Below are 26934 nucleotides of genomic sequence, written 5' to 3'. Positions count from 1 at the left end.
GCGGACTGCGGACCTCGGCTCGTGGCCGAGGAACAGCGCGACGATGAGCGTGAGCACCGCGATGACTGCCCAGAGCCCATCCGTGTGAGCGCTGTGCCGCCGCCGGTCCTACGTCCGGCGGCGGCATGGCGAGGATGGGCTTATTTTCGAGCGAGGACGGTCAGCTCCAGCGTCACGGAGTCCGAGTCCTCTTTGCTCCGGGCTGTGATGGTGATGGGATAGGTCCCGGGTCGAGCGTAGTCCGCCACGGCGACGGACATCGACGCCTTGTCGCCGGCCTGGACCCGCTCGGGCCGGAACGTGACACCTACGCCCTCCGGCAGGCCCGACGCCGAGAACTCTAGCGTCGCCGGCTCCGTGCCGGGGTGGGTGATGATCGTTACGACGCCTGTGTCCGCGGTGAAGACGACGAGGTGGTCGATGTCGACTTCCAGCTTGGAGCAGATGAACGGGCCGGGCACGTTGACCGACAGCCAGGCGGCGTTGACCGCCTTCGCCTGCGCGGAGCATCGGCCGTACAGGTCGGACGCCGCCTTGATCGTGTACGCCCGCGCGGTGTTGGCCGGGTTGGCCTGGTCGCTGTAGCCGGTGTTGGAGACGAAGTACACGTTGAGCGCCCGGAACCAGATCTTCTCGGCGGCTTCCCGGCCGATGCCCGTCACGGACAGGCCGGTCTGGCACAGTGGCGAGTAGCCCCAGGTGGTTTCCCCGTTGCCCTCGGCGAGGTTGAAGAAGAAGTGGTTGGCTACCCCGGAGGAGAAGTGGACGGGGAACGTGTCGGGGAACTTCCCCCAGTAGCAGGAGTAGGAAAGGCCGTCGGCACCAGGGTTGTACAGGTAGCGGATGGCGCCACCCGCCGGCGGGGTGTCGTCGATCTTCTCGCCGATCTCGTACTCCCCCGGGTCGGCCGGGTTCGCCGCGTAGAACTCCATCGCCGCGCCGAAGATGTCGCTGGTCGCCTCGTTCAGAGCGCCTGACTCACCGCCGTAGATCAGCCCGGCCAGGGATTCGGTGACGCCATGGGTCCACTCGTGGCCGACGACGTCGAGGGTCACGAACGGATGCTGGTTGTCGTCGCCGTCGCCGAAGGTCATGGTTCTGGCCCCGCCCCACCAGCTGGCGTTGGAGTGCTGGTCGCCGAAATGGACTCGAGCGGCCACGCCTCGGCCGTCGCCCGAGATTCCATATTGTCCGTGCATGTTCCTGAAGTAGTCGTACGCGACCCCCATGCCGTAGTGAGCGTCGGCGGCGACCGTCTGGCGGTCGGCGAGGGTGCTGTCGCCCCAGATGTTGTCCGAGTCGACGACGGGGGTGCACGTGGTGGTGCCGTTTCCCATGTCGCAGGTTCGAGAAGCGTCGGCCGGCTGGTCGATCAGCCGGTACCGCGGGCCGGGATACAGATCTGTGTAGGTGGTACGAAGCTGGACCTTGCCGGAGTAGTAGGTGTTGCCGGTGCCGATCTCGGGGCTGAAGATGATCTGCTCGATCTCGTCCACGGACCGGGTCACTTCGCCCGTCAGCGCGTCGACGAGCACGTGCAGCACCGAGGGCGTCTGCTCGTCGAGGGTCGTGCCGGAGACCACTGTCTCATAGGCGAGCCGGCCAACGCCGTCGGCCGCGTCGATCACCAGTACGGGGTCGGCCACCTTGTCCACCTTGCCGGCGAAGGCGCGCCGGGCGATCTCGATGGCGTCCTTGTCGGCGATGCTCGGCCGGATGTCCAACCGCAGCGGCGCGGCGAGGCCGACTGAGCTGCCGTCGTAGGTCCCGTCCGGCCGGTTGTGCACGACGATGTCGCCGCCGTAGACCGGCAGACCTTGATAGGTACGTGAATACCGTACGTGCGATGAGCCGTCCGGATCCACGATGGTGCGGACGACCCGGAAATCGTCGTCCTGGGTGGCCGCCAGCGTCTCGCGCTGCGTATCCAGCACCGCATCGGCGCGAGCGATGGCGGTCATCTCGGTCACCACCACGGCAGCCGGAGCGGCCGCGGCGGGAATGACGGCGATCGCCGCCAGCGCAACGGTGAGTATGCCGACGCTCATCGACGCGACTGTTCTGTGCAGATGCCGATCCATGGAGTCGAGTGTGTTGCAGCCGCAGGGCGCGGCCCATTCTCATTTCCGACCATGGCGCGGCTGACGCATTTGTGATTGCCAGCGGTCGACCCGCGCTCCTACGGTCGGCTCGTGAAGGCCGGCGATCGGGACCTGCGCGCGATGCGACGCCTCATTGTCGAGGGCGCGCAGCACAGCTGCGAGCCGGAATTGCTGCTGCCCCCTGCGACCCTCGACGGCCTGCGGTCGCTGCTCGGCTGCGACACCGTGTCGGTCGGTGTCATCGACAGCACCCAGCGCTCCGCCCGGCCTTGGCAGGATCTGCCTGCCGAGACCGGCGACGCCGACCCGGACCTGCTCGCCGTGTTCTTCCGGCACTACTGGGACTGCGCACCCTGCGCATATCCCGATCGCAGCGGCGACCTGGACAGCGTCATCAAGATCTCGGATTTCTACTCGGCCCGGCAGTACCGCGACACCGGCATGTGGTCGGAGTACTTCGCTCCGGCCGGCGTCGCCCATCACATGACCGTCTGCCTGGCCGGCGCGCCCGGGCGTACGCTGCGGCTGGCGGCCTTCCGCGACACCGGCCGCGACTTCACCGATCGCGATCGAACGATCCTGTGGCTGCTGCGGCCGCATCTGTACCAGATGTACCGGCAGCGGCGGGCGGCCCGATCCGGCGCCGCCGACCTGACCCAGCGCCAGCGAGAACTGCTGCGCCTGGTGGCCGCCGGGCACACCGACCGCCAAATCGGCCGGCGACTCGGCATCGCGGAATCGACCGTACGCAAGCATCTTCAGCACGTCTTCGAACGCCTGCAGGTCACGAACCGGGCGGCCGCCGTAGCCGCGGTGCGAGATTTCCACGAGGACGCACTTCCGGTGGAATGACCGCCCGGCAGCCGGACATGGTTCGACCTTCCGTGATGTCTGGTGGTGCTGTTCAGCGGATGCGTTGCCGGTGATCGTCTGTGCGCCCGTGTCGTTCGCATGCCTGTCGTGGTGGTCGCGGGCAGAGCACCCACAGCGCGGAGGCTTCGGCCCGATAGATGCGCCAGGGTGCGGTTCCGGTGACGTCGGCTGCCGAGACCGCGGAGCCGCCCCGTGACGCTGGCCCGGGATAGATCGTCAGGCCACGGTGTATCTGGGTGTCGTCGAGCGCTTGAGCGGTGCCGGCTGCGTAGAGGCACCGGCCGTGGTAGGGCGGCACCGTGGAGTCGAACACCACGAGGCTGACGTCGGGTCGCTTCGCGAGGTTGAGGGAGTGCTGGGCCGTGGGCGAGGAAACCCAGTAGAACTCTCGCAGGTCGGCGTCGGCGGCGAAGTAGACCGGTGAGGCCCAGGGGCGGCCGTCCTCGTCGATTGTTGCCAGGGTGAGGTAGCGGTTGCTGTCGGCGAGGTCTCGCGCGTGGGCCATGAGTGCGTCATCCATGGCGCACCGCGTATCGCAGGTGGAGCACACGATGGCCACGGATGACCACGTCCGGGTCTTGCAGGAGGTGCTGGGTGTGGGTCGCGCCGAAGAATCGCTTCCCGGATCCGAGAACGACGGGGGCGATGTCCATGGCGATCTCGTCGACCAGACCGGCGGCGAGGAACTGCCCGCCCACCTCGCCTGCGGCGACGCCGACGTCCCGGTCTTGGGCCAGCATCTGGGCCTGCTGGGCCGCGGTTTGGAGGTCACCGGTGAAGTGGTACGGCGCGTCGGGGTGCCAACCGTCGGGCCGTGGCCGGTGGGAGACGACCACGACGTGCGCGATGCCCGCCGGCGGGGTGCCGTCCCAGCCGTTCATCAAGTCGAACAGACGCCGGCCGATCACCAGGCAACCGGTTCGTGCCCAGGTCGACTCGAGATAGTCGGCCGACTGCCGGGTGACAGTGAACCCGCCGACCGGGACGTCGCCGGCGAAGTACCAATCGAACAGCCGCCCCACGTCGTCATTGTCGTCGGCGATGAACCCGTCGACCGACACGACGTTGTGCATCACAACCTTGCCCATAACAATTCCTCGCACTTCTCTTCAGCGGTCCTACATGCGAGCTTGGTGCCTGACGCCCTCGAGCTCCAACAGATTCCGACTATTCTGAATCTCATGCCCGAGGCGCAGGCGCAGATCAGATTCCGGTTCGGGCGCGACGATCTGCTACGGACCCGGTTCGCGATCGCGCCGCTGATCGAGATGGCCGCCGCCACCTACGTCCTGCGGCTGCCCGGCCGGTTCCCCGAACACCGCCGATTCGTCGAGTCCACCCTGCCCCGGCTGGCCGGCGTGCAACTTGACCTGCTGTATGCCGTCAACCCGCTGGGACGCCGGGCATGGCCCAACTTCAACGCACCCGCTCCGCTCAGCCCGCATCCGCTGCTCGCCGACGAGCTGGCCCGAGTCGGGGGCACGCCGCCCGCGATCGTCGCCGACGACGTCCGGCGCGCCTATCCGCAGGGTGTGCCCGCAACCATGTCGGTGTTCGTCGATGATCCCGGGCGTGCTCTGGGCGAACTGGTCACACAGATGCGGGCCTTCTGGGACGCCGCACTGGCACCATGGTGGCCGCGGATGACCGCCTTCCTCGAATCCGAGATCGCCGCCCGGGCTCGCCACCTGGTCACGGCCGGCGGAGCCACCGCCTTTCACGATCTGAACCGGATGGTGTCCTGGAACGGCGAGGTACTGACCGTGTCACCGGCCACAGGGCAGTCACGCGACATAGATTTGGCCGGTCGCGGCCTGCTTCTGATCCCGTCGGTGCTCGCCTCCGGCGTCTGGCCACGCATCGACGCGCCATGGGATCCCGCCCTGACCTATCAACCACCCGGCGTCGGCGACGTGTGGCAGCCGGACACCTCCAAACGCGACCCGCTCGAAGACCTGATCGGCCGGCGACGGGCTGCGATCCTCCGCGCACTGGAACAGCCCGCCTCCACCCGCACCATCGCCGAAACAACCGGCTGGAGCCCCGGCGGCGTGAACACACACCTCACCACGCTTCGCCGCACCGGGCTGATCGCCCGCCGGCGCAGCGGACGTGAAGTGCTCTACTCGCGTACGGACGCCGGCGATGCCTTGATCTCCCGATCGTGACCCGCGCGGCGGTCGCCGGAGCGGGCTGGGCGGCGTCGAATCGTGTTGCCCTGGAACCCGGCCGACTGTCAGGCTGGCCCCATGCTTCTTGATCAGAAACTCGTGGACGCCGCGATAGCGCAATTGGAGCAGCGTTGGCCTGCGGATGAACCGGGTGGCGCGGCAGCCATGTACCTCGACGACGGGCAGATCGTCACCAGCGTCGGCCTTGACAACATCAACGGCGGCGTGACGCTGTGCGGTGAGACGGGCTCGATCATCCAGGCGTACACGCTCGGCAGGCGGGTCACCGCCTCCGCCTACGTTTATCGCAACGCCGAGGGCCGGCTCGGCGTTCTGGCGCCGTGCGGCATCTGCCAGGAAAGGCTGGCCATGTGGGGTCCCGATGTACAGGTCGCCGTCCCCGACAAGATCCAACCGGCCGGATGGGCCATGCGTACCCTGGCCGAAGTGCATCCGTACTACTGGGCCAAGGAGTTCGCCGACGGTGAGTGGCCGCCGACCAGCCTGCACACGGGGCCATGATCACGCTGGCGCCAGGACCAGCGTCTCCTGAGCCCGCTGGGATTCACCTCGTCTTCAGATCCACACCCGACGCCACGCCCGCGATAGGACCCCGTGCTGACAGCGCTTTCGACATCCTTCAAGCTCAGGGCTGCCGCGCTCCGGCGCGTGGCACGCGGCAGCCCTTCGGGTCAGGCCGTCTCGATGTAGTCGAGGTTGGCCGGTCCGGTCGCGGTCGTGCCGGTGATCCGGATCGTGGTGGAGCCTGCGGCCAGGGTGATCGGGACGGTGAGGGTCGTCCAGGTGTCCCAGTTGGCGGTCGGGGCGAACGACGGCGTCGCGACGACGCTTCCGTTCACGGCGACCGACGACGGGCGGTTGGCGGTGGTGCCGTTGGCGTACCGGATGCGCAGGGTGACCGGCCCGGCCGTGGCGGCTGTGACCGTCCACTCGACGTACGATCCGGTGACGTTGTCGCAGTTGACGTACGCGCTGCCGGAGTAACCCGGGTGCAGCGTCTCCACGATGCCCTGCGAGATGGTGGCCGTCTCCGCCTCGTATCGGGTGACCGGGGGCGGTACTACGACCGGCCCGAGGTCGAGGTAGTCGAGGTTGGGGCCGCCGTTGGCGGTGGTGGCGGTGAGCGTGACGGTGTTCGAACCCGTCACCAGGTTCAGCGTACGCGTGACGTCCGCCCAGGTGTCCCAGTTCGCCGTCGCACCGAAGGCGACGTTGGAGGCGACCACGGTCCCGTTGACCGAGATGTTCATCGGGCGGTTGGTGGTGGTGCCGTTGGCGTAGCGGATTGTCACCGGCGCGCTTCCCGTCGCCGAGGCCGTGACCGTGAAGGTCACCGACGAGCCGCTGACGTTGGTGTAGTCGACGAAGCCGGTCCCGGAGAAGTTCAGGTGGTTCGTGGCCACGCTGCCCTGGTTGATCGCCGCGTTCTCCGCCTCGTAGCGGGATGTTCCGCCGGCTCCGCTGACGCTCAAGGCGTACAAGCTGGAGTGAGACAGCGAGCCGGACGTGCCGGTGACCGCGATCGAGGTTGAACCCGCCGCTGTGCCGGCGTCGGCGGTGAGCGTCATCGTCGCGGACCCGCCGCTGGTCACCGACGTGGGCGAGAAGGTGACGGTGACCCCGGCCGGAAGGCTGGTGGCGCTGAGCGCGACCGTGAGTGGCGAGCCGGACGCGGTCGTGGCGACTGTGGCCGTGAGCGTGCCGCCGGGGGCGACGGTGCCGCCGGACGGGCTGACCGTCAGGCCGAAGTCGGGGCCGGTCGGTTTCGGGGTGAAGGTCCATTGGGCGGCGCTGCCGGAGCAGCTGCCCGCGAGCACCGATGTGCCCGACGTCCGGAAGCATTTGCTGCCGGTCTGGATGTCGGAGATCGTCAGGTTCGGGTTGATGGACCATTGTTGCGATGGCCCGCCGGTGCAGGTGGCGAGTTTGATGACGCCGCTGGAGTTGTTGGCGCACAGGTTGTTGATCACCAGGAACGCGCCGTGGAAGGTGAACTGCTGCTCGGCCGAGCCGTTGCACGCGGCGACGGTCAGGGCGGTGCCGGTCGACGAGCTGTTGCCGGGATCGTCCAGGCACGTGCCGGTCGAGCCGTTCTTGTACTGACCGATCGTCACGTTGGGTTGGGCTCCCCCGTAACAATCACCGGTGCTGGTGTTGAACAGCGGTGTCGAGTCGTAGACCTCGGACGAGGAGGGGTCGACGATCACCGGTTCCAGGACCGGGGTCCCGTCGGCGTTGTAGTGGGTCAGCGCGTCTTCGCAGTCGATCGCGTCGAACGCACTGCCGCCTTCTCCCCCGAGCCACAGGTCGACGTGCCGCAGTCCGGGCCCGCCGTTGGGCCCCTGGCCGCTCCAGTCGGCCTCGCACTCCTGGCACGAGTCTTCCATGATGAAGTACTTCTTCACCCGCGGCACGTAGATCCGTTTGCCGGCAGGCAGTTCGGCGGTCGCGCTGGCGAAGGTGATCGGGTCGGCGTAGGTGCCCTTGCCGCCCGCGGTGCTGTGGATCTGCGGGTACGCGATGTCGCCGCCGGGCGGCGTGTTGTCGTACCAGCCGTAGAACGTGATGAACGTCTGCTGCGTCGTTGCAGCCTGGGCAGGTGAGCTGGACAGTGCCGCGGTCGTGGCCGCCACGATGCAGGCCGCCGCGAGCAGGATGCGCCGGAACATGGTGCCTCCTTCGTTTGCAGGCAGCTTAATAGTTGTTAGTAAGTTTGCCTATCTATCTTTCCTTCGTCGGCCACAAGGCCGTAGGGTGGGCAGCGCCGGCCGACAGCTGGAGGGAGCGCTCGATGAAAGTCGCCCTGCACACCCGCATCCGTCCCGATCGGATCGCGGACTATGAGGCCGCCCATCAAGAAGTCCCGCCGGAACTCGTCTCGGCGATCCGGGACAGCGGTGCGCGCGAATGGACGATCTGGCGCAGCGGAGCCGACCTGTTCCATGTCATCGAGGTCGACGACTATGCGGCGATGATCGACCGGCTCGCCGGGCTCCCCGTGAACATCGCCTGGCAGGCCCGGATGGCCGAGCTGCTCGATGTCGCGCACGACTATTCGTCGGACGCCGCCGGGGCGGTGCTGCCGGTCGTCTGGCAACTCTGACGCGGCTGCACCGACTCGGTGTCAGGTGGGCAGGCCGACCGGCCGCTCGCCGGTGCGGCGCTGTTGTACGACCACCGCCATGACCAGGAGCGCACCCTGCGCGACGTTCTGCCAGAACGGGTTCACGCCGACGACGGTCAGACCGTTGTCCAGGGCGCTCAGGACCGTGACCGCCAGCAGGGTGCCGCCGACGCCGCCACGACCACCGGCGATCGCACAGCCACCGAGGAAGGCAGCCGTGATCGCTTTGAGCTCCAAGCCCTCACTGCCTGCGGTTGGCTGACCGGAGCCGGTACGCGCGGCCAGGATCACTCCCGCGAGGGCGGCGACGAAACCCATCACGGCGTACACGGCGACGATGTACTTGTTGAGGTTGATCCCGGCGAGCCGGGCCGCCGTCGCGTTGCCGCCGATGGCGTAGATGTTGCGCCCGATGTCGGTGTACTTCAGCAGGACATGGATGCCGACAGCCACGGCGAGGAGAATCCAGACCATCATCGGCAGGCCGGCGATCGAGCCACGGGCGACGAAGATGAACAGGTCGTCGCCGTGGAGATAGCCCTGAGCGCGCCCGCCGGACAGCAACTGCGCCAACCCTTTGTACGCGGCGAGCATGGCGAGGGTGCCGATGATGGCGTTGACCCGCCCGTAGATGATGATCAGGCCGTTGAGGACGCCGCAGGCCACCCCGACGGCGAGCGCGACGCCGATGGCGACGACGGCGGACCCGTTGGCGAGGCCGTCGCCGGTCGCCGCGAAGACCATCGCCGCGACGACGGCGGCCAGGCCGCTCTGGGAGCCGACCGAGATGTCGATGCCGCCGCAGATGATCACCATGGTCTGGGCGACCGCGAGCAACGCCGGGATCGTTGCGGCGACGCCGATGACAGCGACGTTGGACCAGCTGAGATACGCCGGGTTGAGATAGCCGAAGACCACCAGGACGGCCACCAGCGCTCCGAGCAGGCTGAGGTTCTGCGGTCCGCCGATCGCCCCGAGCAGACGCCGGCCTTGCCGGGCGTGGATGCGGGTCGGCTCAGCGATCGGGGTCATGCGTCTGCTCCCTCGGACATCATCGCAAGGGCCAGGATGGACTCCTCCGTGGCGTCGGACCGATCGAGTTCGCCGGTGACCCGGCCACGCTGGAGCACGACGATCCGGTCGGCCAATCCCAGGACCTCCGGCAGTTCCGAGGAGACGACGACCACGGCCATCCCGTCCTCGGCGAGCTCAGCGATGAGGCGGTAGATCTCGGCCTTGGCGCCGACGTCGACGCCCCGGGTCGGCTCGTCCAGCAGCAGCACTCTCGGGCGGCGTGCCAGCCAGCGGGCGAGCACCACCTTCTGCTGGTTGCCGCCGGAGAGCTTGCCGACCTCCTGATCGAGGGACGGCGTACGCACGCGAAGCCGGTGCACGTAGCCGGCGGCGAGGGCCTGTTCGGCGGATCGGCGGACGAACCGCAGCCGGCTCAGCCGCCGAAGCACTGCCAGGGTGACGTTGTCGCGTACCGATCGGCGCAGCAGCAGGGCCTGTGCCTTGCGCTCCTCCGGCGCGTACGCGATCCCGGCGCGCACGGCGTCGGCGGGGCGGCGCAGCACCACCGGCCGTCCGTCGACCGACACGGTCCCGGAGTGGATCGGCAGATCCCCGGCCAACGCGCGGCACAACTCCGAGCGGCCCGCCCCGACGAGACCGGCCAGCGCGACCACCTCCCCCGCGCGTACACGCAGCGAGACATCGGTGACCGCGTCGGTGCTGACGTGTTCGGCGGCCAGGACCGTCTGCTCCGTGAAGACATGCTCGCGGGCGAACATCGCGCCGAGGTCGCGGCCGACCATCATCCGCACCACTGCCGCCTCGTCGAGCTGCTCGACGCCCTGTACGCCGACGAGCGCGCCGTCGCGCAGGACCGCCACCCGGTCGGCGATCCGGAAGATCTCCGCGAGCCGATGCGAGACGTAGATGATCGACCGTCCGTCCGCAGCGAGCCTTCGGATGAGCGCGAACAGCGCCTCGGTCTCGTGCTCGGACAGCGATGACGTCGGCTCGTCGAAGGCCAGTACGCGAGCGTCGGTGGTCAATGCCCGCAAAATCTCGACGAGCTGCCGCTGAGCCGGGGTCAGATCACGGCCCAGCGCCGAAGGGTCGATCAGATGAGCGAAGCCGATCGACGCCAGATCGTCGCGTACTCGGCGCCGCAGCCGCGCACGGTCGACCAACCGCCCCGCATGCCGGGGAAGCGAACCGAGGTAGACGTTCTCGGCGACGCTGACGTGCGGGACGATGTCCGGCTCCTGCGGAATCACCCGGATGCCGGCCCGGCGGGCGTCGCCCGGCGAGCGCAGCCGGACCGGGACACCGTCGAGCAGGATTCGGCCGTCGTCCGGCACGTGCTGACCGTCGATGACGCGTACCAGGGTGGACTTGCCGGCGCCGTTCTCGCCGAGCAACGCCGTGACGCAGCCCGCCGGAAAGTCGAGGCTGACTCCGGTGAGCGCCTGCACCGGACCGAAGCGTTTGGCGATTCCCTCGACGCGCAGGCCGCCCGGCCCGGCGGGTTCGCCGGGGCGGGCGGGGTCGGTCAGCCGCATGCGAGGCCGGCCGATTTGTAGGTGTCCGGTGTGACCATGGTGGTCTTGGCGAACGCCTCGGCGGCGAACTCCTTGCCGTTCTTGATCTTGTCGTACATGCTCTGCACGGCCAGCGCGCCGACCTCGCCGCCGTTGAGCCACAGGGTCGCCTTGGTGCCGGTGGCCTTGCCCGCGCTCCACGCCTTGCAGGCCAGGTCGCCGTTGATGCCGACGCCGATGATGTTGTCCGGCCGGTAGCCGGCGTTCTCCAGCGCGGTCACCCCACCGGTGACGTTCTCGTCGTTGCAGCCCCAGACGATCCAGTTCTTGACCGCCTTGTTGGCGGTCACCGTCGCCGCCACCTTGTTCGCCGCGTCGGTGGGAGTGTTGTCGGTGCCGACCTCGACGACCTTGATGTCTGGTCCCCCGGCCGCCTTGAACGCCGGTAGCGCCGCCTTGACCCGATCACCGCAGACGCTCACGTCTTGCTTCCAAGCCGCGACGATTCGGGTCTCCTCCGGCTTCCAGCCCGAGGCGAGATAGAGTTCGGCGGCCTTCTTGCCGACCTCCTCGCCCATCTGCGTACCGCTGAATCCGATGCGCGGCACCACGTCGGCCTTCGCGCAATCGGCCGGACTCGGCTTGTTGACGCAGATCTGGTCGTCGGAGGTCAGCAGCGGAATCCCGGCGGCCTTGGCCGCGCTGACCACGGCCGGGCCGACCGACGGATCGGGGACGACGATGACGATGCCGCGCGCCTTCTGCGCTATGGCGGCGTTCACCGAATCCAGCGTCTTGCTCGTGTCGTTGCCGAGGTCGACCAGGACCAGCTCGATCCCGAGGTCGGCGGCCTTCTTCTTCGCCCCGGCCGCCTCGCCGATGAAGTAGTCCTGAGTGGCCTGCTTCTGCAGGTAGTAGATCTTGATGGGACCGTTCTGCGGTCCGCCTCCGGCGGGAGTCTCCTTGCCGGAATCGCAGCCGACCGCACTGAGCACGAGCAGTAGCGCCGCGGCGACGGCGGCACGAGGCTTCAGGGACATCGGGCCGTCTCCTTCCTTGTCGGACGTCGGGGCGGCCGCCCGTGCCGGCGCACGGACGGCCGCGGTCGATCGGTTACCTGATCAGCGACTGCCGGATGACGTCCGGGGTGCCGTCGCCGTTGTTGTCCTCGTTGGAGGTGCCGAACCAGATGGCGTTGTCCGACGGCACCTTGGTGATCGAACGGATCCGGCCGTAGGTGCTGACCCAGTAGCTGGATTCGTTGGTGATGCTGGTGCCGGTGATCTCCAGCCGCCACATCCGCTGGCCACGCAGCGCGCCGAGGTAGATCGTGTCGTTCACGATCGCCAGGCCGCTGCAGGAGCAGGACGAGACGCCCTTCTGCCACTTGGGGTTGGTCATGCCGGAGGTGCTGCAACTGCCTTCGCAGATCGGCCAGCCGTAGTTCTTGCCGGACTGGATGAGGTTGACCTCGTCCCAGGTGGCGTTGCCGAACTCGGCCTCCCACAGGTTGCCCGCCGAATCCCAGGCGAGGCCTTGCGGATTGCTGTGGCCGTAGCTGTAGATCCGTGTCCCGAACGGATTGCCGGGCGCGGCCGCGCCGGTCTTGGTGATGCGCAGGATCTTGCCGTTGAGGGAGTTGACGTCCTGGGCGAGATCCTGCTGCTGCGAGTCGCCGGTGGTGACGTAGAGGTAGCCGTCCGGGCCGAACCGGATCCGGCCGCCGTTGTGATAGCGGCTGGACCGGATGCCGCCGAGGACGACGGTCCGGTTCGTCAGGGTCGACCCGTTGAAGGTCATCTTCACGACGCGGTTCTGGGTGGTGCCGCCGTCGTTGGACGTATGCATGAAGAACCAGTCGGTGTCGGTGGTCCCGTTCCAGGTCGGCGACGCCGCACAGCCCATCAGGCCGCCCTCGCCGTCGGTGGTGACGCTGTTGGGCACCGTGCCGATCAGCGTCTTGGTCCCGCTCGGGGTCAGCTTGTAGACCTGGAACGTGTCCCGCTGGGTGACCAGGGCGTACGTGCCTTGGGGGTTCCAGCAGATGTCCCAGGGGATGTCCCAGCTGCCCGCGATCGTGGTGGGGCTCTGCGGCGTACCGCGGCTGCAGGCGCTCGTGGAGAACGGGCCGACGGTGTTGCTCGACGGCGAGGTGTTGCCCGCCTTGTCCTTGGCGACCACATGCAGGGTGTACGAGGTGCCGCAGGTCAATCCGGTCACGGTGGCTGAGGTGGCGGGCGGGTTGCCGCTGAGGGTGAACAGGTTGGCGTTGGCCGCGTTCTGCACGACGTACTGCCGGACGCCGACGTTGTCGGCCGACGCCGTCCAGCTGAGGTTCACCGACGTTTGCGTGACGTTGCCGGAGGTGAGGTTCGTCGGGGCCGTCGGCGGGCTCACGTCGGAGCTGGCGCCGGTGACGCAGCCGCTGCCGTCCGGTTTGGTCGCCAGCGGACTGGTTGCTGACACGTTACCGGCGGCATCGCGGGCGAAGATCGACAGCCGGTAGGTGAAGGTGAAGTTCAGGTCGGTCAGCGTGTAGGGCGACGACGCGGGCGAGGCGAGCAGCGTGCCGTCGTGGTAGATGTCGTAGGCAACCACGGCGACGTCGTCAGTCGAGGCCGGCCAGGACAGGGTGATCGTGTCCTGCACGATCGGGTCGCAGATCGGCTGACCTGGAGTCGTCGGCGCCTGGGTGTCCAGCGGGGCGGCGACACGGAGCCGGTCGAGGTTCGGGCCGCCGTTGACCGTGGTCGAGGTCAGCCGGATCGTGTTGCTTCCGGCGTTGAGGGCGACGTTCACGGTCTGGGTGGCCCAGGTGTCCCAGTTCGTGGTGCCCTGGAAGACGATGTTCGTCACCAGGGTGTTGTTGGCGAAGACGTCCATGGGCCGCACGGTCGTGGTGCCGTTGGAGAACCGGATCTCCACCGAGTACATCCCGGCCGCGGCTGAGGTCACCGTACAGGCGATGCCGCTGCCGACGGCGTTGTCGCCGTTGACGAAGCCGGTGCCGGTGTATCCGGTGTGATTCGACTCGACGACGCCTTGGGTGATCGAGCAGTTCTCGGCCTGATAGTCGGCGTAGTTCTGCGGCGGCGCCACCTCGAAGTCGAGGAAGTCGATGTTCGCGTCTCCGTTGGCCGTGGTCGCGGCGAGCTTGATCGTGTTGGATCCGGCGTTCACGGGGACGGTGACGGTCTTGGTGACCCAGGTCGTCCACGCCCCGGTGCCGGCGAACGACACCCCCGCCGACGCGGTCGCGCCGTTCACGATGACGTCGGCCGGGCGGTCGGCGGTGGTGCCGTTGGCGTACCGGATGCCCAGGGTCGCCGTCCCCGCGTTGGCCGCGGTGACGGTCCAGGTCACCGAGCCGCCGACGGCGTTGGCGGTGTTGCAGAATCCGGTCCCGGAGAATCCGGTCCAGTTCGAGTCGATTGTGCCGTCACACACGGCCGGTGAGTTCTCCGCCTCAAAGCGGGTGGGAGCGGCCGACGCCGGTGTCCCGGCCAGCGCTGTCATCACAAGCGCGGCTGCGGCCAGCGCTGCGATGATTCTTGCCTTTCTCATTGCTTCACCTCATTCCTTGGGAGCTCAGATCGAGAGCCGGTCGAGGTTGGGATTGCCGTCTGTCCCGGTCGCGGTGACCCGGACCGTGTTCGCCCCGCCCGCGAGCGACGCGGTGAGGGTCGCCGTCGCCCAGGTGTCCCAGGTGCCCGTGCTGGGGAAGGACAGGGTCTGCACGAGCACCCCGTTCACCCGGACATCCGCCGTACGCGTACCGGCAGTGCCATTGGCGTACCGAATGGTGATCGTGGCCGGACCGGCGGCGGACGGCGTGACGGTCCACTCGACATAAGGTCCGGGGAGGTTGTCGCCGTTGACGAATCCGGTGCCGAAGTAGCCGGTGTGGTTGGCTTCGACGACGCCCTGGACGATCGTCGCGTCCTCGGCCTCGTAGTTCTGCGTCGGCGTCGTGGGCGTGACGGTGACGTCGAGGTAGTCGAGGTTGGCGACGCCGCCGCTGCCGGTGGCGGTGAGCCGGATCGTGTTGGTCCCGGCCGCGAGGGTGACCGTGGCGACCTGCGTCTTCCACAGCGACCAGGCGCCGGTCGTGGGGAAGGCGAGCGACGTCGAGCCGCTGCCGTTCACGGTCAGGGTTGCGGGACGGTCGGCGGTCGAGCCGTTGCCGTAGTCGAAGGTGAGCCGGGCCTGTCCCGCCTGCGCGGCGGTCACGGTGAACTCGACGTAGCTCCCGGCGCTGTTCGGCGTGTTGACGAACCCGCCTCCGGAGTAGCCCGACCAGTTCGTGTCGACGGTGGAACCGCTGGTGTAGGCGGCGTTCTCCGCCTCGAACCGAGTCGTCGTCCCGGCCCGCGAAACGCGATAGAGAGTCGTGGCGTGCGCGCCGACCGACGCGCTGATCGCCCCGCTGGTCGTCGAGCTCGCCTTCGACCACAGATCCTTGAGCGTGTAGGAGGACGAGCCCCCGATGCCGATCGCAGCCGCCGACGTCGCGATGGTCGCGGTCGTCGTCGTCTCGTTCGACAGCGCCACCGCGCGATCGCCGTTGGCCAGGGTTCGCGCATAGACGACATGGCCGGCCCCGTCGTTGCTGATCACGGTGCCCTGGCGACCGAGCGGGTCCTGGTCGACGGCGATGACGTCGGCGTTCTTGAGGATGCTGAAGGTCTCGGCTGTGGCCTTGCGCAGGTCGGAGCCGATCAGCAACGGAGCCGCCATGATCGCCCACAGGCTGAAGTGGGTGCGGTACTCCGTCGCGGTCATGCCGCCGTTGCCGACCTCCAGCATGTCCGGGTCGTTCCAGTGGCCGGGTCCGGCGTATTGCGAGAGCGCCCGGTTGGCCTGCGCCTTGCCGATCATGCTGGTCCAGTTGTCGCTGATGTCGCCGGTGGTGCGCCACAGGTTGCCGACGTCGGCGCCCCAGGTCCACACCTTCGGATCGCTGCGTCCCCATTCGCAGATCGAATAGACGATCGGCCGCCCGGTCGCCAGCAGCGCGTCGCGCATGGTCGTGTACCGCAGCACCGGGTCCACGCCCTGGTTGTTGCAGTTGTCGTACTTGAGGTAGTCCACGCCCCAGGACGCGAAGGTGGCCGCGTCCTGCTGCTCGTGGCCGAGCCCGCCGGAGAAGCCGAGGGTGTTGCAGGTCTTCGTGCCGGCGCTGGTGTAGATCCCGAGCTTGAGGCTGCGCGCATGCGCGTAGTCGGCCAGGTACTTGATGCCGTGCGGGAACCGCGTCGGATCGGGAATCAGATTGCCGTTGGCGTCACGCGAGTTCGGCGCGGGCACCGCCCAGCAGTCGTCGAGGTTGACGTAGGTGTATCCGGCCTCACGCAAGCCCTGGTTGACGAAGATGTCCATGATGCCGAGCACCATGCTCTCGTTGAACTCGGCCCGGCACGCGGTCGAATTCCAGTTGTTGAAGCCCATCGGCGGCGTCCGCGCCAGGCCGTTCTCCAGCGCCGTCGCCGGTTGCGGTCCGCCGATCACGGCGAGCACGGTGGCGGCGACGGTCACGGCCGTGGCGATCAAGGCCCGTGCAATCTTCTTGGTACGCACAACGCACTCCTACGAGAGAGTGATCCGGTCGAGGTTGGGCCCGCCGTTGGCGGTGCTCGCCGTCAGGCGCAGCGAATGTGCGCCCGAACCGACGCTGATCGTCTTCGTGACGGTGGACCAGGTCGTCCACGCGCCGGTCGGCGCGAAGCTGACCGAGCCGAGGGAGACTCCGTCCACCGACAGCGTCATCGGCCGGTCTGCCGTGGTGCCGTTGGCGTACCGGACGACCAAGGTGGTTGCGGGCCCGGTGACGGCGAACTGGACGTAGCATCCGGCGATGTTGTCGGTGTTGACGTAGCCGGCGCCGGTGTAGCCGGTGTGCTCGCTCTCCACGACGCCTTGCGAGATCGTGGCGTTCTCGGCCTGGTAGTCGACCGGTGTCAGCGGCACCACCTGGACCTCGAGGTGGTCGAGGTTGGGGCCGCCGTTCGCGGTCGTCGACGTCACCCGGACGGCGCTGCTTCCGGCCGGCAGCCGGACGCCGGTGACGGTCTGGGTGTCCCAGTCGTCCCAGTTGACCGTGGGTGCGAAGGCGAGCTCGTCGGCGATCAGCGATCCGTTGACCGTCACGTCCATCGGGCGGTTGGCCGTCGTGCCGTTGGCGTACCGGAAGGTGAGAGTGGCCAGGCTGGCGCTCGGCGCGCTGACCGTCCATTGCAGATAGGAGCCGACGACGTTGTCGAGGTTGACGAAGCCGGTTCCGGTGTAGCCGGTGTGGTTGTTCTCGACCGCCCCCTGGCTGATGAGGGCGCTCTCCGCTTCGTATCGGGTGCCCACCGGCGGCGGGTCGCCCGCGCCCCACTTGTACGCCCGCATCGTGTTGATCAGCAGGTAGCAGTCCTGGAGACTGCCGGAGGTGTCGCCGAGCGAGCGGTAGATCCCCCACTTCGGCCGCACCCGGTCCTGCAGCCAGGTGTCGACGCCGCTGCGGGTCACGTCGATCACGATCGTCGCGCCGTCGCGTAGCACCCAGCGGACGCGGCCGGTGTCGCTGTCCCCGATCGTCATCTCCAGCTCGACGTCGATCCACTTGTTCTGCAGTGGAACCAGGTCGGCCAGGCCGACGGTGACTCCCCCGGCGACGAGCTCGATCTTCTGTACGCCGTCGTGCCGTCGCAACGACATGGTGATCATGGGCAGTGTGTCGGTGCCCGGAGCCTTGGTCTGCATGATGTGGGTGAAGGTGGTCGTCGCCTTGAGCGAGCCCGGGATGAACATCCGATGGGCGAGCTTCCAGGTCTCCCCCTTGGCCAGGATGAGATCCGCGCCGTCCCACACCATGCCCTTGACCTCTTGCCGTTGCCGGTCGGTCATCGTGTCGCGGTCTACGAGGTGCATGTTGAAGCGGTAGTCGTTGCCGGAGACGTAGATGTGCGGCTGTCCGGCCGGATGCGAGTTCGCACGGTCGTCTTCGACTCCTTCGAACGCCGCGAGCCCGTGCGTACTCGCCTCCGGAGCCCAGCGGAGCTGCCAGGTCGCAGCGGCAGCACTCGCCGCGCCGAGCGGCGTGCCGGGGCGGGCGAGCTGCGCCGCCCCGGCCGCTGCGCCGACTGCCGCGGCTCCCGCCGCAAGCACAGTTCTCCTACGCATCGTTGGTCATTCCTCCCAGGTGCCTCACCGCGTTGATCATGGAGTTGACTGTGGTGTCGACGGCATGCCGCAGCCGCAAAACCCCATGATCAACAGCGGTGAACGATGGTCAGCTGATCGAAATCCGGTCCAGGTTCGGTCCGCCGTTGGCCGTGGTGGACGTCAGCCGGACCGTGTGACTGCCGGCGCTGAGCGAGATCGGCGTCGACCCGGTCGCCCAGGTGGTCCACGCTCCGGTCCCGGCGAAGGAGACCGTCGCTCCGGCGGCACCGTCGACCGTGACCGTCATCGGGCGGTCGGTCGTGGTGCCGTTGGCGTACCGGACGGTCAGCGTCGTGGCCGGTCCGGTGACCGTGCATTCGATGCCGGAACCCGCGACGTTGTCGCCGTTGACGAAGCCCGCGCCGGTGTAACCGGCCCAGTTGGACTCGACGACGCCCTGCAGGATGGCGCAGTCCTCCGCCTGGTAGTCCACCGGTGCGGGGCCGGCGGAGACGACGTCGAGGTAGTCGAGGTTCGGCGCGCCGCCGGAGGTGCTGCCCGCGACCCGGATCGTGTTGACCCCGGCCGCCAGGGTCGCGCTGACGGAGGTCGTGGTCCAGGTGGTCCACGCTCCCGTCGGGGCGAACGCCGGGGTGGCGACCGTTGTGCCGTTGACCGTCACGGTCGAGGTGCGATCGGCGGTGGTGCCGTTCGCCCAGCCGAAGGTGAGCGTGTAGGGCCCGGCTGCCGGTGCGTCCACCTTCCATTCGGCGTACGCACCGACGGCGTTGGCGGTGTTGCAGAAGCCCGTCCCGGAGAACGGCGGCTGGTTGGAGTCGATCGTGCCGTCGCAGACCGCGGGCGGGGTCTCGGCTTCCAGACGGCCGGGGCCGGGCACGGCGACCGTGCCGGAGCTGGCGTAATCCGAGCCGATCCAGGCTTCGTCGACCCGCAGCCGATCGATGCCCTGCGTACTGGTCTTCTCCAGCCGGATGTGCCTCGTCGTGACCCGGGTCAGATCGATGATCTGCACACCACGGGCGTTCGGCAGGGTGCCGCTCTTCACCTGGGTCCAGGTGCTGCCGTCGCTGGAGGTGTAGACCTTGTACCCGTTGATGCGGGCCGAGCCCGAGGCCGGGTAGACGGTCGAGTCCTCCCGCTGGTTGATCCCGATGTACTGCACCGGCTTGGCGGTGCCGAGGTCGAACCGCAGTGACACGGTCGCCGCGTTGTTGTTGTCCCAGTAGGTGAGGTAATCGCCGTCGGCCGCGGCGGAGGCCGGGTGGCCGGAGGCCGACGCCGAGGCGCTCATCGCGTACGACGCCGGCGGGATGATGCCTTCCCGGCCGCTCGTCACGACCTTGAAGACGGTGTCGTACTGGTCCCACCCGGACAGTCCGGTCAGCGTCAGCCATCCGCCGCTCTGGGTGAAGGAGATCGAGGCGCCGGTACGCAGATTGGTGACTTGCGCGATCTTGTACGCGTTGTCGCGCAGCCGCAGCGTAGATGTCGTCGGGGCGGTCAGGACGTGGATGTAGTGCAGGTCTGGATTGGTCTTGCTGACGGTGGTCACGCCGTGCGCGCCGTCGTTCCAGAAGCCGGGATCCAGTCCGCCGTACATGTAGCCGCCGCCCTCGGTTCCGCCGATCGACTCCCAGATGCCGTTGAGATACGTGTTGGCGAAGGTGTTGAACGTGGCTTGGGCGGCCGGGAACTTCCCGTTGACCATCGCGGTCTCGGCCATGAGCGCCTTGATGGAGGATCCCGCGTTGGTGATCAGCCGGCCGAGGGTGAGCTTGTAGTCCACCGAGTTGTCGGTGCCCGTGTACCACCAGGATCCGCTGGTCGGCAGCTTGAAGTCCGCCTCGGTCAGCCGGGGCGCGGCCGTGTAGACCGCCTGCGGGTAGTCGTAACTCGGCGTCATGCCGGTCTTCTGCTCGTTGCTGATCATGTCCATGATCGGCGTGTCTTCGTTGTTGTTGCTGATCGTGTAGTTCGGCCGCTGCTGGTAGATCTGCGCGTAGAGGTTGTGGCTCTCCCAGTACGCGTTGTCGTTGTCGATCCAGAACCCGCCCAGGTCGGGATAACGGTTCATGACCTCGAAGAAGTTGTCGTAGCTGAATTCGCCGAAGCCGTCCCGCGTGGTCAGGTCGACGGTGTGTCCCTTGTACGCCGAGTACGCCGAGCTGTTGAGCCAGCTCTGCCCGGACGGCAGTCCCTCGGTGTTCCACTGGGGATCGTCGGTCATGTAGAGGATGGTCTTCATCCCGGCGGCGTTGGTGGCGTCGATGAGTTCGCGTAGGAAGTCGTGACTGGTGAGCCGGCAGCTGCCGGGGATGGCCGAGGGCCAGGGCCGCGCGTACCCGAGCCGGCTGTGGAAGGTGGCGAGCACGAGGTACTGCGTGTGCAGCTTCTTGGCCTCGGCGACCCAGTAGTTGGGGTCCCAGCCGCCGCTGACGACGGCGCTTTCCCAGCTGCTGCAACTGGTGTAGCCGGGCGAGGTCCGCATTCCCCAGTGGAGGAACAGGCCGCCGACCGAGTCGCGCAGGAACGCCTGCCGGGGATGCTGGAGATCAGCGTGCGCGGGAGAGGTCCCACCGGTGACGAGCATGCTCGCCACGAGGAGTACCGCGCACAGCCGGGCAAGGAGACGGGTCATCGCAACCCTCCGTCGTAAAGATCCGATCAATCATGGGGCGGCAAGGTGCGGAGAGCATACGTAGGCCGCATAGATCAATGGAAGACCCAAGATTGATTGGATCTTTAGATGGGCAGGTTGGTTAACAGATATTGACCGACGCTGAATCTCGTGGATATCTTCACGTGAGCCACGATCGACCCATCGCCATCTGTCCACATATGTGAACCGAGAAGAGGACCCCGCATGCGTTTCGTCAGACGGTTCGTCTCGGCGTCCGTCAGCACCGTCCTGGTCGCCACGTCCCTCGCCGCGCTCGGCGCACCCGCGTCGGCCGCCGCGACCCGATACGAGGCCGAAGCAGCCACGATCTCGCAAGGCGTCGTAGAGGCGAACCATCTCGGCTACTCGGGCACCGGATTCGTCAACTACGACAACATCACCGGCTCATCCGTACAGTGGAGCGTCGACGCAGCCGCGGCCACGCCGGTCAAACTCGTCCTCCGGTACGCCAACGGCACGACGACGAACCGGCCGATGACCATCACCCTCAATGGACAGCCGGTCGTCACCGACGCCGCGTTCCCCGGCACCGGCTCCTGGGACGCGTGGCAGTCGATGACCATCCCCGTGACGCTGGCTACTGGTGGCAACCTCATCAAGGCGACGGCGACGACCGCCAACGGCGGACCCAACGTGGACTTCCTCGACGTCGACGCGACGGCCCCACCCCAGGTTCTCGAAGCCGAGACCGCGACGTTCGTCGTCGGCTGCGTCGTGGAGAGCAACTGGCCCGGCTACACCGGGACCGGCTTCGCCAACTGCGACAACATCACCGGCAGCGGCGTGGAGTGGACCGTCACGGCGCAGCAGGCCGGCCCGGCGAACCTGACCGTCCGGTACGCCAACGGCAACACCACGAACCGGCCGGCCGCCCTGGCCGTGAACGGAGCGGTCGTCAGCACGCCGGTCTTCGGCCCGACCGGAGCGTGGTCTGCGTGGCAGACGGTGACGGTGCAGGCCGCGCTGAACGCCGGGACGAATGTCGTACGCCTTACCGCCACCACCGCGAGCGGACCGGCGAATCTGGACTCGCTCACCGTCGGCGGCGACCCCGGTCCACCGTCTGGCACGGATTGGGCGGTGGCGATGGTGGAGTCGACGATGGCCCGATACACCCCCGGCACGATCGGCGGCTGGAGTTATCCGGTGGGGCTGTACATGTACGGGCAGTACCTGGTCTACCAGCGCACCGGCGACCGCCGCTACTTCGATTACATCAAGAGCTGGATGGACCGGTTCGTCGACAGCAGTGGCAACGTCTCGCAGAGCTACAACAACCTCGACAGCATGCTGCCCGGGCGAGTGCTGCTCATCCTCTACCGGGAGACCGGGCAGGCCAAGTACCGGATCGCCGCGCAGAAGATCCACGACCGGTTCGCCACCTATCCGCGTACGAGTGACGGCGGGTTCTGGCACGCCACCAGCGACAGCCGGGCCGGCCAGCTGTGGGCCGACGGGGCGTTCATGTCCATGCCGTTCCTGGCCGAGTACGGCAAGGTCGTCGGCGACAGCACGTACGCGTGGGACGAGGCGACCAAGCAGATCGCCGTGTACGCCAGCCACCTGCAGCAACCGAGCGGGCTGCTCAAACACGCCTACGACGAGCCGCGGGACGAGACATGGTCCGACAACGTCACTGGGCTGTCGCCGGAGTACTGGTGCCGCGCGATCGGCTGGTTCGGCATGGCGACGTTGCAGATCCTCGACGTCCTTCCGGCGGATCATCCACGGCGGGCGCAGCTGATCACCATCGCGCAGAACATGGTGCGCGGCTTCGCCACCTATCAGGACCCGGCCAGCGGCCGCTGGTTCCAGGTCGTCGACAAGGGAACCCGGTCGGACAACTGGACCGAGACCTCCTGCTCGTCGATGTACGCGTACACGATCGACAAGGCGGTGGCGGACGGGTACGCCTCGACCACGTATCAGAGCAACGCCGACCGGGGCGTCGCCGGCGTCCTGAACCGGATCTCGCTCGGCTCCGACGGCCGGACCAATCTGACCGACATCTCCATCGGCACCAACGTCGGGGATTACGCCTACTACGTCGGGCGTACGCGCGCCACCAACGACTTCCACGGTCTGGGCGCATTCCTGATCATGTACGAGCAGACGCGTACCTGACGCGTCAGCGAGACCTCTCCGGTTCCACCCGGAGCGGCGGCCGCCCCGGCCAGGCGCGGGAAGGGGCGTCCGAGCGGGGTGCGAGGCGGTCCAGCCTCGCACCCCGCGAACGGCTTCAGAGCGCCTTGCGCAGCCATTCCTCCACACCGGCGATGTGGACGGCGGCCCAGGAACGGGCGACATTCGCATCCCGCGTACGCAGCGCCGCAAAGATCGCCCGATGCTGCTCGCGAGTGCTGTCGGCGGCGTCGGCCTGAGTCAGCCCGCGCCACACTCGAGCACGCAAGGTAGGCGCCGACAGACTCTCGATGAGCGACGCCAGCACCGGATTGCCCGCGCCTTGCGCGATCCGCCGATGAAAGTCGAGGTCGGCCTCGATGAGCTCGTTGATGTCGGCCGCCGATTCCATTCCCTCGATCACCTCGCCGAGCTCGGCCAGCTGCGCATCGGTCATGTGCCGAGCCGCGAGCGCGGTCGCCTCGGATTCCAGGATGCGGCGCACCTCCAGCAGATCGAGCACACTGTCGTCGCGGTGGAAGTCGATGATGAACCCGACCGTGTCGAGCAGCACCTCGGGTTGCAGGCTGGTCACATAGGTGCCGTCGCCCTGCCGGACGTCGAGCACCCGGATCAGCGACAAGGCCTTGACCGCCTCGCGCAACGAGTTGCGGGACAGGCCCAGCCGCTCGGCGAGGTCGGCCTCCTTGGGCAGCCGCCCGCCCGGGCGCAGCTCGCCCGAAACGATCATCTCCTTGATGCGCTCGATCGCCTCATCGGTAAGGGCCATGCGGCCAAGGATAGGGCGGCCGACCGCACTCTCCGTACTGTCCGTTACGGCAAATCATTGGATGTCTGCCCCTTCGCCAGCCGATCCGTACGCCGGTGGCCACCCTGTTGCTTCTTACTGATAGGCCAGTTAGTTTACAAACGTCCGATGATCCGGGCGTCATGAGACCGAAGAACCGTCACGCTGCGCGACCGGCGTCGAGATCGGACCGAGCGCAGGGGTGACCTCGGAGTCATCCCATCATTGACGCAGGCAGCGTCCGATATGCATATCTAAGACCTTGACACTCCGCCGAAACATCGGATGTAATCCCCCGATGAGGAGACGATTGCTCACGCTGGGGATGGCGGTGCTCCTCGCCGCCCCAACCCTGGCCGCCTGCGAAGTCGGCGAACCGACCACGTCCGCCGGCAAGAAGGAGATCACCTTCCTGGTCTTCGAAACACCCAACCTCACGCCGCAATATTGGGACGCCGCCATCAAGCGGGTGACCGATCAGCACCCCGACATCACCGTGAAGAAGCTGGTCTCGCCGGACCAAGACCGCACCACGTACGCCAAGCAGCTGCTGAGTTCCGGGCAGTTCCCCGACGTCATGATCGCCGTCTCGCCGGGCGGATTCGCCGAAGGCGGCAACCTCTACGCCTGGACGACCGAGGAGCTCAAGGACTTCCAGTTCCCCACCAACGGCGCGATCAAGGGCAAGGTCTACCAGCTGCCCGCCAACACTCAGACGATCCCGGTCGTCTACTACAACAAGGACCTGTTCGCGAAGGCGGGCATCACCGGCGAGCCGAAGACCTACGCCGACCTGCTGTCGGCCGCCGGCAAGCTCAAGGCCAACGGGATCACGCCGTTCGTCACCGCCGGAGTGCACGACTCGATCGGCCCGCTGTGGGCCGGCATCCTCGCCACCGAGGTCTACGCCAAGAATCCGAACTGGATGCACGACCGCCGAGCCGGCAAGGTGAAATTCTGCGACGCGGAGTTCAAATCCGGCGCGGCGAAGCTGGCCGAGCTGGCCCGGCAGGGCTACATCGATCCCAAGGACGTCTCGCGCGATTACGCCGCCGGGCAACAGGCGTTCCTGGACGGCAAGGGCGCGATGTACGCGATGGGCAACTGGCTCGCCGGTGAGCTCGACAAACCCACCACGAAGCTGCACGTCGGCCAGTTCGCCTGGCCCGCGGACGACGGCAAGGCCGTGATCCCGGCCTTCACCGGCGGCGGGCTGCTCGTCAGCGCCAAAGCCAAGAACCTCGAGGCGGCGAAGACCTTCGCGCTCGGCTTCCAGCTCGACAAGGGCAACCTCGACAACTCGGCCAAGGCCGACGGCCTCTTCCCGGCGATCAAGGGCTACACCCCGCCGTCCGACGTCGGCGCGGCCTACAAGCTGGGCTACGACTTGTACGCACAAGGCGTCGCGGCCAACGCAGTGGTTCCGGCGTTCGGCTTCGAGGCCGGCGACGACGGCATGCTGCCGGGCGTGACCGCGAAATGGGACTCCTCCGCGGTCGACCTCGTCACCGGGAAGAAGACCCCCGACCAGGTATGCGCGTTCCTCGACGCCGAATGGGCGAAGGCGGCAACCTGACCATGAGCGCATCCGTGTCCCGCCGTCCGGTCCTCGGGCGGCGGGTCTGGCACTTCCTCTCGTTCGGCGGTCCCGGCACCGCCGTCTACGTGTGCTTCGTGCTCGCCCCGATCCTGATCAGCTTGGGCTACAGCCTGACCAACTACAACCCGTTCCGCGACGAGACCCACTTCGTCGGCCTGGACAACTACCGGGTGCTGCTGACCGACGAGGAGTTCCTCACCTCGCTGAAGGTGACCAGCATCCTCACCGCCATCGTGGTGATCGTCCCGAACGTAGCCGGCCTGGCCATCGCCGTGCTGCTGGATCGTCAGAGCTGGTACTTCTCCAGCCTGCGTACGGTCTTCTTCGTCCCGGTCGTGCTCAGCTCGGTCGTCGTCAGCGTCATCTGGACCCGGCTGCTGGACAACGACGGGCTGATCAACCAGACGCTTCGCGCACTCGGCGTCGACGAGCCGCCCGGGTGGCTGTCCGATCCGGACTACGCGCTCTATTCGCTCGGCGGCATCCTGTCGTGGCAGATGCTCGGCTTCTGCGTTGTCATCTACCTGGCCGGGCTTCAGCACATCCCGCAGGAACTGCTGGAAGCCGCTGCGATCGACGGAGCCGGTCCAGTACGCCGCTTCAGCCGGATCACCTGGCCGCTGCTCGCCCCGGCGCTCACCATCAACACGGTGATCCTGCTGATCTCGGCCTTCAAGATCTTCGACCACGTCCAGATCATCACGCGCGGCGGACCGGGTACCGGAACCACCGCGACCATCGCCTACAACGTGCTGCAGACCGGCTTCGTCGCCAACCGGCAGGGCTTCGCGTCCGCGATGGCCATCCTCATGCTCGTCATCATCGCGGCTCTGTCCGGCGTCGCACTCAAGCTGCTCCAGCGCCGGGAGGTGGATCTGTGAGGAAGCTACTCGCCCTTCTGGTCGCGACGGTCTTCGCCGTGCCGCTCTATGTGGCCGTGGTGAACGTGTTCAAGGACGGGCCACAGATCTCGAAGTCACCCGCGTCGCTGCCGATCCCGCCGACGCTGGACAACATCCGCTCCGCCCTCGGTCGCTCCGATCGGCTCTTCTGGGTCAGCCTCACCAACAGCGTGATCGTCACGTCGCTGTCGATTGCCGTGCTCACCGTGCTGTCGGCGATGCTCGGCCACTACCTCGCGCGTACGCGGGGACGCTGGACGCGTGCCCTGACGCTGTTGCTGCTCAGCGGCCTGATGATCCCGCCCCAGGTGATCCTGATGCCGGTGACGCAGGTCCTTCGAGCCGTCGGGCTGATGACGACCGTGCCCGGCTTGGTCCTGTTCAACGTCGGCTACTACGTGCCCTTCGGCGTCTTCGTGTTCACCGGCTTCGTGCGGGCCATCCCCGTCGAACTGGAGGAGTCGGCGGCCCTCGACGGCGCCGGGCGAGGTCAGACCTTCTGGCGGATCGTCTTCCCGTTGATGCGCCCGGCGACCGCGAGCGTCCTCATCTTCCTCGGGGTCTGGATCTGGAACGACTTCATCGATCCGCTGATCATCCTGGGTCCGAGTCAGGGCACGACGGTGACGACGGGCATCTACCGCTCCATCGGCCAGTATCAGGTCGACTTCGGCGCCATGTTCGCCATGATGTTCCTCGCGACGCTGCCGGTGCTGATCTTCTTCCTGCTGTTGCAGCGTCATTTCGTGAAGGGTCTCACCGGAGGTGCCACCAAAGGCTAGAGCCTTGACGTGACATCGGACCAATCATACA

The 26934-nt window shown here is 67.5% G+C and carries 20 protein-coding genes; 8 read left to right on the top strand and 12 right to left on the bottom strand.

All coding sequences use genetic code 11. The annotated features are described in order from the left end of the window. Positions 1 to 140: 140 nt before the first annotated feature. Complete coding sequence (locus tag AB0H43_RS26495) at positions 141 to 2048, bottom strand: M4 family metallopeptidase (RefSeq protein ID WP_360003484.1); 1908 nt, start codon at positions 2046 to 2048, stop codon at positions 141 to 143. 144 nt (positions 2049 to 2192) lie between these two features. On the opposite strand from AB0H43_RS26495, the gene AB0H43_RS26490 reads away from it, so the two are divergent. After that, positions 2193 to 2954 carry a helix-turn-helix transcriptional regulator gene (locus AB0H43_RS26490; RefSeq protein WP_360003482.1) on the top strand — a complete coding sequence of 254 codons (762 nt, stop codon included), beginning with the start codon at positions 2193 to 2195 and terminating at the stop codon, positions 2952 to 2954. Positions 2955 to 3006: 52 nt separating this feature from the next. Here AB0H43_RS26490 and AB0H43_RS26485 read toward each other — a convergent pair whose 3' ends face one another. Together AB0H43_RS26485 and AB0H43_RS26480 are read right to left on the bottom strand one after the other, a co-directional pair. Continuing rightward, on the bottom strand, positions 3007 to 3495 hold the full coding sequence (locus AB0H43_RS26485; RefSeq protein ID WP_360003479.1) for a pyridoxamine 5'-phosphate oxidase family protein: 489 nt from the start codon (positions 3493 to 3495) through the stop codon (positions 3007 to 3009). Beyond that, the gene (locus AB0H43_RS26480; RefSeq protein ID WP_360003477.1) at positions 3488 to 4063 is read right to left on the bottom strand and encodes a dihydrofolate reductase family protein; all 576 of its coding nucleotides are present in this window, start codon (positions 4061 to 4063) and stop codon (positions 3488 to 3490) included. Before AB0H43_RS26480 ends, AB0H43_RS26485 begins: the two co-directional genes overlap by 8 nt. 93 nt (positions 4064 to 4156) lie before the next feature. Here AB0H43_RS26480 and AB0H43_RS26475 point away from each other — a divergent pair, with 93 nt between their 5' ends. Together AB0H43_RS26475 and AB0H43_RS26470 are read left to right on the top strand one after the other, a co-directional pair. Next, positions 4157 to 5143 carry a winged helix-turn-helix domain-containing protein gene (locus tag AB0H43_RS26475; protein WP_360003474.1) on the top strand — a complete coding sequence of 329 codons (987 nt, stop codon included), beginning with the start codon at positions 4157 to 4159 and terminating at the stop codon, positions 5141 to 5143. 81 nt (positions 5144 to 5224) lie between these two features. Then, positions 5225 to 5668, top strand: a complete 444-nt coding sequence (locus AB0H43_RS26470) for a cytidine deaminase (protein ID WP_360003473.1) — start codon at positions 5225 to 5227, stop codon at positions 5666 to 5668. Between the two features lie 170 nt (positions 5669 to 5838). On the opposite strand, the gene AB0H43_RS26465 is transcribed toward AB0H43_RS26470, so the two are convergent. Continuing rightward, complete coding sequence (locus AB0H43_RS26465; protein ID WP_360003471.1) at positions 5839 to 7836, bottom strand: CBM35 domain-containing protein; 1998 nt, start codon at positions 7834 to 7836, stop codon at positions 5839 to 5841. Between the two features lie 122 nt (positions 7837 to 7958). On the opposite strand from AB0H43_RS26465, the gene AB0H43_RS26460 reads away from it, so the two are divergent. Further along, on the top strand, positions 7959 to 8270 hold the full coding sequence (locus AB0H43_RS26460) for an L-rhamnose mutarotase (protein ID WP_360003468.1): 312 nt from the start codon (positions 7959 to 7961) through the stop codon (positions 8268 to 8270). Between the two features lie 21 nt (positions 8271 to 8291). On the opposite strand, the gene AB0H43_RS26455 is transcribed toward AB0H43_RS26460, so the two are convergent. From AB0H43_RS26455 to AB0H43_RS26425, 7 genes are all read right to left on the bottom strand, one after another. Further along, positions 8292 to 9323 (bottom strand): ABC transporter permease, encoded by a 1032-nt coding sequence (locus AB0H43_RS26455; RefSeq protein WP_360003466.1) that lies wholly within the window; start codon positions 9321 to 9323, stop codon positions 8292 to 8294. Beyond that, positions 9320 to 10861 (bottom strand): sugar ABC transporter ATP-binding protein, encoded by a 1542-nt coding sequence (locus AB0H43_RS26450; RefSeq protein ID WP_360003465.1) that lies wholly within the window; start codon positions 10859 to 10861, stop codon positions 9320 to 9322. The genes AB0H43_RS26455 and AB0H43_RS26450 overlap by 4 nt, the downstream gene beginning before the upstream one ends. After that, the gene (locus tag AB0H43_RS26445; RefSeq protein ID WP_360003463.1) at positions 10852 to 11880 is read right to left on the bottom strand and encodes a substrate-binding domain-containing protein; all 1029 of its coding nucleotides are present in this window, start codon (positions 11878 to 11880) and stop codon (positions 10852 to 10854) included. The genes AB0H43_RS26450 and AB0H43_RS26445 overlap by 10 nt, the downstream gene beginning before the upstream one ends. Positions 11881 to 11953: 73 nt before the next feature. Beyond that, the gene (locus AB0H43_RS26440; RefSeq protein ID WP_360003461.1) at positions 11954 to 14404 is read right to left on the bottom strand and encodes a PQQ-dependent sugar dehydrogenase; all 2451 of its coding nucleotides are present in this window, start codon (positions 14402 to 14404) and stop codon (positions 11954 to 11956) included. Positions 14405 to 14428: 24 nt separating this feature from the next. Further along, positions 14429 to 16417, bottom strand: coding sequence for a CBM35 domain-containing protein (locus AB0H43_RS26435; RefSeq protein ID WP_360003459.1), 1989 nt, complete (start codon positions 16415 to 16417; stop codon positions 14429 to 14431). A 9-nt stretch (positions 16418 to 16426) separates the two neighbouring features. Further along, positions 16427 to 18007 carry a carbohydrate-binding protein gene (locus AB0H43_RS26430; RefSeq protein WP_360003457.1) on the bottom strand — a complete coding sequence of 527 codons (1581 nt, stop codon included), beginning with the start codon at positions 18005 to 18007 and terminating at the stop codon, positions 16427 to 16429. Between the two features lie 109 nt (positions 18008 to 18116). Next, positions 18117 to 20648, bottom strand: a complete 2532-nt coding sequence (locus AB0H43_RS26425) for a carbohydrate-binding protein (protein WP_360003455.1) — start codon at positions 20646 to 20648, stop codon at positions 18117 to 18119. A 225-nt stretch (positions 20649 to 20873) separates the two neighbouring features. On the opposite strand from AB0H43_RS26425, the gene AB0H43_RS26420 reads away from it, so the two are divergent. Next, the gene (locus AB0H43_RS26420; RefSeq protein WP_360003453.1) at positions 20874 to 22814 is read left to right on the top strand and encodes a glycoside hydrolase family 88 protein; all 1941 of its coding nucleotides are present in this window, start codon (positions 20874 to 20876) and stop codon (positions 22812 to 22814) included. A gap of 115 nt (positions 22815 to 22929) precedes the next feature. Here the strand turns inward: AB0H43_RS26420 and AB0H43_RS26415 are convergent, their stop codons facing one another. Continuing rightward, the gene (locus AB0H43_RS26415) at positions 22930 to 23601 is read right to left on the bottom strand and encodes a FadR/GntR family transcriptional regulator (protein WP_360003451.1); all 672 of its coding nucleotides are present in this window, start codon (positions 23599 to 23601) and stop codon (positions 22930 to 22932) included. Positions 23602 to 23917: 316 nt separating this feature from the next. Here AB0H43_RS26415 and AB0H43_RS26410 point away from each other — a divergent pair, with 316 nt between their 5' ends. The 3 genes from AB0H43_RS26410 to AB0H43_RS26400 are packed head-to-tail and all read left to right on the top strand — an operon-like array spanning position 23918 to position 26903. Beyond that, positions 23918 to 25195: an extracellular solute-binding protein gene (locus AB0H43_RS26410; RefSeq protein WP_360003450.1), complete on the top strand. Its 1278-nt coding sequence runs from the start codon at positions 23918 to 23920 to the stop codon at positions 25193 to 25195. A 2-nt stretch (positions 25196 to 25197) separates the two neighbouring features. After that, the gene (locus AB0H43_RS26405; protein WP_360003448.1) at positions 25198 to 26100 is read left to right on the top strand and encodes a sugar ABC transporter permease; all 903 of its coding nucleotides are present in this window, start codon (positions 25198 to 25200) and stop codon (positions 26098 to 26100) included. Next, on the top strand, positions 26097 to 26903 hold the full coding sequence (locus tag AB0H43_RS26400; protein WP_360003446.1) for a carbohydrate ABC transporter permease: 807 nt from the start codon (positions 26097 to 26099) through the stop codon (positions 26901 to 26903). The genes AB0H43_RS26405 and AB0H43_RS26400 overlap by 4 nt, the downstream gene beginning before the upstream one ends. Positions 26904 to 26934: the final 31 nt, after the last annotated feature.

The sequence above is a fragment of the Hamadaea sp. NPDC050747 genome (genome assembly GCF_040654195.1).
Classification (GTDB): domain Bacteria; phylum Actinomycetota; class Actinomycetes; order Mycobacteriales; family Micromonosporaceae; genus Hamadaea.
Note: the sequence above shows the minus strand (reverse complement) of the source record. Positions and strands in the feature narration are given on the sequence as shown.